The sequence below is a fragment of the Kineococcus rubinsiae genome, assembly GCF_011839805.1.
Taxonomy (GTDB): Bacteria; Actinomycetota; Actinomycetes; order Actinomycetales; family Kineococcaceae; genus Kineococcus; species Kineococcus rubinsiae.
In genome coordinates, this window is the sequence record NZ_VWPY01000103.1 from 1 (window position 1) to 5,659 (window position 5,659).

Below are 5,659 nucleotides of genomic sequence, written 5' to 3' on the forward strand. Positions count from 1 at the left end.
GCACTGGGTGCCCGGCAGAAGTTCATCCGCCCGCACTGCCCCTGGCAGAACGGCAAGGTGGAGCGGTTGAACCGGACCCTGGCCACCGAGTGGGCCTACCGGCAGGTCTTCACCAGCAACGCCGAACGGGCCGCAGCCCTTGCCCCGTGGATCGAGCACTACAACACTCAACGCCGTCACAGCGCACTCGGTGGCCTCCCGCCGGTCAGCCGCCTGTCACCAACGTGATGGCCAGGTACATCTAGCCGGGCGCCTCCTCGACGGCGAGGAGCGCCGCGAAGGGGACCGTCACCACGTCGGGCCGCGCGCCGCGTCCCGAGGCGGGCTGCTCCACGTCGACGTGGTCGGCCCCGACGCGCCCCAGCCTCCCGCGCACCGACCCGGACCGCGTCGTCACCACGACCGGCAGTCCGGCGGTCCCCAGCCCCCGCAGGGCGAGCACGAGCGTGCGCCGGGCGGCGAGGCGGGCGACCGGGGCGCTCGACCTCCCGACCCCGCGGAGCACGTCGACGCCGGCGAAGGGGACGAGCAGCTGCCGGCCCGCCGGGCCCGGTTGCGCCAGGAGGACCCAGCCCTCGCCCGTGGCGGCGCAGTGACCGGTGCGCCAGGTGCCGTCGAGCAGCTGCAGCGAGACCTCGCCGGACGTCGCGGCCAGGCGCTGCCGCAGCGCCACCTCGGCGGTGTCGCGCAGGCGCCGGTCGGCGACCTCCTGCTCGAGCGCGCGCCGCTCCTCGTGCTCGAGCTGCGCCGCCATGTCGTCGAACAGCTCGCTCCAGCGCACCTGCTCACCGTAGGTGCGCCGCCGCAGCGGTGCGCGAGGCCTCCTGTGAGCCGTCGTGACGAGCGGTGAGTTCGGACCGCCGTTCGGCTGGCAGGACCTTCCCAGCCTGGCGTGCCGCCACCCGTCGTAGGTAGACAGACCACACCAAACGACATCAAACGACACCCGAACGGGTCAATCGACGCCCTCAGAGAGGTGGTGGGCACCGTGCGCGACACTTCGACCCGCAGCACCCTCCCGGCGCGCCGGCTCCGCGCCGCCGCCGTCGCCGCGGCCCTCGTGGCCCTGCCGCTGGCCCTCGCGGCCGGGACCGCCTGGCTCAGCGCACCCACCGTGCGCGCCGCCCTGCGGGCGTCGCGCCAGCTCGACGACCTGCTGCTCGCGAGCGCGGGAGCGGCGCTCGTCGCCGTCCTGCTGTGGCTGACGGTCGCGGTCGCCGCCGCGGCCGCCGACGCGCTGTCCGCGCCGGCGGCGAGGCCCGGGAGGCGGGTGCCGGCGGGGAGCCGCGCCGCTCAGCGCGTCTCGCCCGCCCTCCTGCGCCGGCTCGTCGCCGTGGCCCTCGGCGTCGCGCTGGGTTCCTCCGCCGCGGCGGCCGGTGCCGCCCCCCGGGTGCCCGACGCGGGCTGGGCCGCCGTCGCCCCCGCCGTCGCGGGAGCGGTGGCAGCGGACGCCGGTACCTCGCCCGACCCTGCGTGGCACGCCGTCGTCCCCGCCGCCGCGGGCCCGCGCGCGGCCGCCCCCGTGGCCCCCGCCCACTGGGCGCCCGCGCGGGACAGCGCCGAGCGGGTGGTGCACCGGGGCGACAGCCTCTGGTCGATCGCCGCCTCGCGCCTCGGCCCGCACGCCAGCCGCGGCGACGTCCTGCGCGAGCAGCAGCGGATCTACGCGCTGAACGCCGCCGTCGTCGGCGAAGACCCGGACCTCCTGCGCCCCGGACAGGTGCTGCGCCTGGGCTGAGCCCGCCGCCCGCCCTCTCCCGCCCTCACCGCACACCCCACCTCCTGGAGCCCCGTCGTGCCCGCCACCGCCGCCGCACCCCTCCCGACGCTGGACGTCCCGACCGCCACGCCCACGCTCACCCTGGCGCCGCCGCTGACCGAGCCCACCGCGACTGACCCCACCGCGACCGACCCCACGGCGACCGGCCGGACGTCGACCGCGCCGCGGCTGCGCCGCTACCCGTTCCCCCTCGCCGGCCCGCCGCTGCTCGGGTCGCCGGGCGAGGTGACGTCGATCGTCGGGCTCGTCGGCGAGGGCCAGGGCGTGCTTCCGCTGGAGCTGCCGCTGCGGGGCCGGGACACCGGGGAGGTCCCCTTCGCCGGGCCGCAGCCCACGGGCAGCGCCGACCTGCCGGACGCCGCGACGTGGAGCCGCCGCTACCTGCTCGTCCTGCTCGAGGTGCTGGCCGGCCAGCGCCCGCCGCAGCAGCTGCTGCGCTGGTGCGCGCCCGACGTCTACGTCGGCGTCCAGCGCCGCGCCCAGCTCGCGGCCCGGGTGCGGCAGCGCACGGGGACGCCGCACCGGGCCCCGGTCGTGCAGTCGGTGCGCGCCTGCGTGCCCGCCGACGGCGTCGTCGAGGTCTCCGCCGTGGTGCGCGACGGGTCCCGGGTGCGGGCCAGCGCCCTGCGCCTGGAGGGGTGGGACCGGCGCTGGCGCGTCACGGTCCTGGAGATGGGCTGAGCCGGCCTCCCCCCGAGGGGGAGACCGGCCCGGTCCTCCGTCGCGGCGCGCTCGGCGCCGCCGATCAGCCCTGGTCGCGCTGCGAGGCGCGGCGCTGGGCGCGGTTGCCGAACTCCGCCTCGGTGCTGCCCTCGTCGCCCGCCCGGACCTCGACGTCGCCGTCGGCGGTGGGCGCGGAGTACTGCAGCTGCTGGTGGGCCGGCTGCGCGAACCCGGGCGCGACGGCCGTGCCGCCCGCCTGCGGGGTGGGCTGCACCTCGAGGGAGAACAGGTACCCGACGGACTCCTCCTTGATTGCCTCCGTCATGGCCCCGAACAGCTGGTAGCCCTCGCGCTGGTACTCCACGAGCGGGTCGCGCTGCGCCATCGCGCGCAGCCCGATGCCCTCCTGCAGGTAGTCCATCTCGTACAGGTGCTCGCGCCACTTGCGGTCCAGGACCGACAGGACGACGCGTCGCTCGAGGTCGCGCAGCGCGGGTGCGCCGAGGGTCGACTCGCGCTCGTCGTAGCAGGCCTGCGCGTCGCCGCGCATCTCCTCGACGAGCCGCTCGACCGTCAGGTTGCCGCGGCCACCGGCGGCCTCGACGACCTCCGCCGGCGTCACCGACACCGGGTAGAGGCTGCGCAGGGCCGTCCACAGCTGCTCGAGGTCCCAGTCCTCGCCGAAGCCGTCCGCCGTCGCCGCGACCACGTAGGCGGTCACGGTGTCGTCGATGAAGTGGCGGATCTGCTCGTGCAGGTCCTCCCCCTCGAGCACGCGGCGGCGCTCGTCGTAGATGACCTCGCGCTGGCGGTTCAGGACGTCGTCGTACTTCAGGACGTTCTTGCGGATCTCGAAGTTGCGGCCCTCGACCTGCCCCTGCGCGCTCTGGATCGCGCGCGAGACCATCTTCGACTCGATGGGCACGTCCTCCGGGATCCCGCTGCGCGTGAGGAACGACTCCACGAGGGCGGCGTTGAACAGGCGCATCAGGTCGTCGCTGAGCGAGAGGTAGAACCGGGACTCGCCCGGGTCGCCCTGGCGCCCGGAGCGGCCGCGCAGCTGGTTGTCGATGCGGCGGGACTCGTGCCGCTCGGTGCCCAGGACGTACAGGCCGCCGAGGTCGCGGACCTCGTCGTGCTCGGCCTTGACGGACGCGTGCGCCGCCTCGAGCACCTCGGGCCAGGCCGCCTCGTACTCGACCGGCGACTCGTCCGGGTCGAGGCCGCGGTCCTTCATGGCCGCGACCGCGAGGAACTCCGCGTTGCCGCCCAGCATGATGTCGGTGCCGCGCCCGGCCATGTTCGTGGCGACCGTGACCGAGCCCTTGCGGCCGGCCTGGGCCACGATCGACGCCTCGCGCTCGTGCTGCTTGGCGTTCAGGACCGTGTGCTCGACGCCGGCCTTCGCCAGCAGCGCCGAGAGGTGCTCGCTCTTCTCCACGCTCGTGGTGCCCACCAGCACCGGCTGGCCCGTGGCGTGGTGCTCGGCGATGTCCTCGACGACCGCGGTGAACTTCGCGTCCTCGGTCTTGTAGACCAGGTCGGGCTGGTCCTTGCGGACCATCTCGCGGTTGGTCGGGATGGGGACGACGCCCAGCTTGTAGATCTGGTGGAACTCCGCCGCCTCGGTCATGGCGGTACCGGTCATCCCGGAGAGCTTGTCGTACATGCGGAAGAAGTTCTGCAGGGTGATCGTCGCCAGCGTCTGGTTCTCGTTCTGGATCTGCACCCCCTCCTTCGCCTCGATGGCCTGGTGCAGGCCCTCGTTGTAGCGACGGCCGGCGAGGATGCGGCCCGTGTGCTCGTCGACGATGAGCACCTCGCCCTTGGGCGAGACGACGTAGTCCTTGTCGCGCTTGAAGAGCTCCTTGACCTTCACGGCGTTGTTGAGGAACCCGACGAGGGGGGTGTTCACGCTCTCGTAGAGGTTCTCGATGCCGAGCAGGTCCTCGACCTTCGCGATGCCCGACTCCATGACGCCGACCGTGCGCTTCTTCTCGTCGACCTCGTAGTCGACGTCCTTGGTCAGGCGACGCACGATCTTCGCGAACTCCCCGTACCACTTGGTCGGCGAGTCGGCGGGGCCGGAGATGATCAGGGGCGTGCGGGCCTCGTCGATGAGGATCGAGTCGACCTCGTCGACGATGGCGAAGTGGTGCCCGCGCTGGACCATCTCCGCGGTGCTCCACGCCATGTTGTCGCGCAGGTAGTCGAAGCCGAACTCGTTGTTCGTGCCGTAGGTGATGTCCGCGGCGTAGGCCTCGCGGCGCTCCTCGGGCCGCATGCGCGACAGGATGCAGGAGCTCGTCAGCCCGAGGAACCGGAAGACGCGGCCCATGAGCTCGCTCTGGTACTCGGCGAGGAAGTCGTTGACCGTGACGACGTGCACGCCCTTGCCCGTCAGGGCGTTCAGGTACGCCGGCGCGGTCGCGACGAGGGTCTTGCCCTCACCGGTGCGCATCTCGGCGATGTTGCCCTGGTGCAGCGCCGCGCCGCCCATGAGCTGGACGTCGAAGTGGCGCTGGCCGAGGGTGCGCCGCGAGGCCTCGCGGACGACGCCGAAGGCCTCGGGCAGCAGGTCGTCGAGCGCCTCGCCGCCGGCGAGGCGCTCCTTGAAGCGGTCGGTCTCACCGCGCAGCTCGGCGTCGCTCATGGCGACGAAGTCGTCCTCGAGCGCGTTCACCTGCTCGGCGATGCGGTGGAGGCGTTTGACGACGCGGCCCTCGCCGGCGCGGAGGACCTTCTCGACGATGGCAGGCACGTGCCCACTCTATCGGCGCAACGGCCCGGACTCGTCACCGTCCGGCGGGAAGCCGTCGCTCAGTGTCGGCGAGTGGTCACGCGAGCGACCTCAGCGGGCGTCGCGCAGGAGCTGGCGGAGGTCGCTCGGCGGCACCCGGCGCAGCGGGACGACCGCAGGCGCGGCCTCGGCGCCCGCGTGCGCCGCGACCGGGGCGAGGAGCAGGGCGTCGACCGGCTCGTCCTCCACGACGCCGTCGACGAGGCCCTCCAGGAGCCCGCCGATGGGGACGAGGTGGCGCGCGAGGTCCTGCGCCGACGGGGTGCCCAGCACCTCGCGGCCCAGCGCCGGGTCGGCGGGCAGGCGGACGTGCGGGACGGCGGGAGCCGCGGGGACGGAGGCGGTGCCGGCGGGCGCGGGCGCGAGGTCGCCGGCGACGGCGGGGACCGGGGCCACGGGCGCGACCGGCCGCAGGA

Annotated in this window: 5 protein-coding genes and 1 pseudogene; 3 read left to right on the forward strand and 3 right to left on the reverse strand. The window is 74.4% G+C overall.

Annotated features, from left to right (window positions below; genetic code table 11):
* Positions 1 to 228 (forward strand): integrase core domain-containing protein (locus F1544_RS22895; protein ID WP_167582534.1); only part of this gene is annotated, 228 nt, incomplete at its 5' end.
* A 13-nt stretch (positions 229 to 241) separates the two neighbouring features.
* Here F1544_RS22895 and F1544_RS22900 read toward each other — a convergent pair.
* Entirely contained in the window at positions 242 to 781 is a 540-nt protein-coding gene (locus F1544_RS22900) for a hypothetical protein (RefSeq protein ID WP_167588510.1), read from the reverse strand.
* Positions 782 to 988: 207 nt separating this feature from the next.
* Here F1544_RS22900 and F1544_RS26745 point away from each other — a divergent pair, with 207 nt between their 5' ends.
* Both F1544_RS26745 and F1544_RS26750 read left to right on the forward strand, forming a co-directional pair.
* The gene (locus tag F1544_RS26745) at positions 989 to 1,738 is read left to right on the forward strand and encodes a LysM peptidoglycan-binding domain-containing protein (protein WP_167588511.1); all 750 of its coding nucleotides are present in this window, start codon (positions 989 to 991) and stop codon (positions 1,736 to 1,738) included.
* A 57-nt stretch (positions 1,739 to 1,795) separates the two neighbouring features.
* Complete coding sequence (locus tag F1544_RS26750; protein WP_167588512.1) at positions 1,796 to 2,461, forward strand: Rv3235 family protein; 666 nt, start codon at positions 1,796 to 1,798, stop codon at positions 2,459 to 2,461.
* A 64-nt stretch (positions 2,462 to 2,525) separates the two neighbouring features.
* Here F1544_RS26750 and secA read toward each other — a convergent pair whose 3' ends face one another.
* The gene (gene secA / locus F1544_RS22915) at positions 2,526 to 5,204 is read right to left on the reverse strand and encodes a preprotein translocase subunit SecA (RefSeq protein WP_167588513.1); all 2,679 of its coding nucleotides are present in this window, start codon (positions 5,202 to 5,204) and stop codon (positions 2,526 to 2,528) included.
* Positions 5,205 to 5,294: 90 nt separating this feature from the next.
* Positions 5,295 to 5,659: pseudogene (locus tag F1544_RS22920) on the reverse strand (hypothetical protein); the annotation flags it as partial.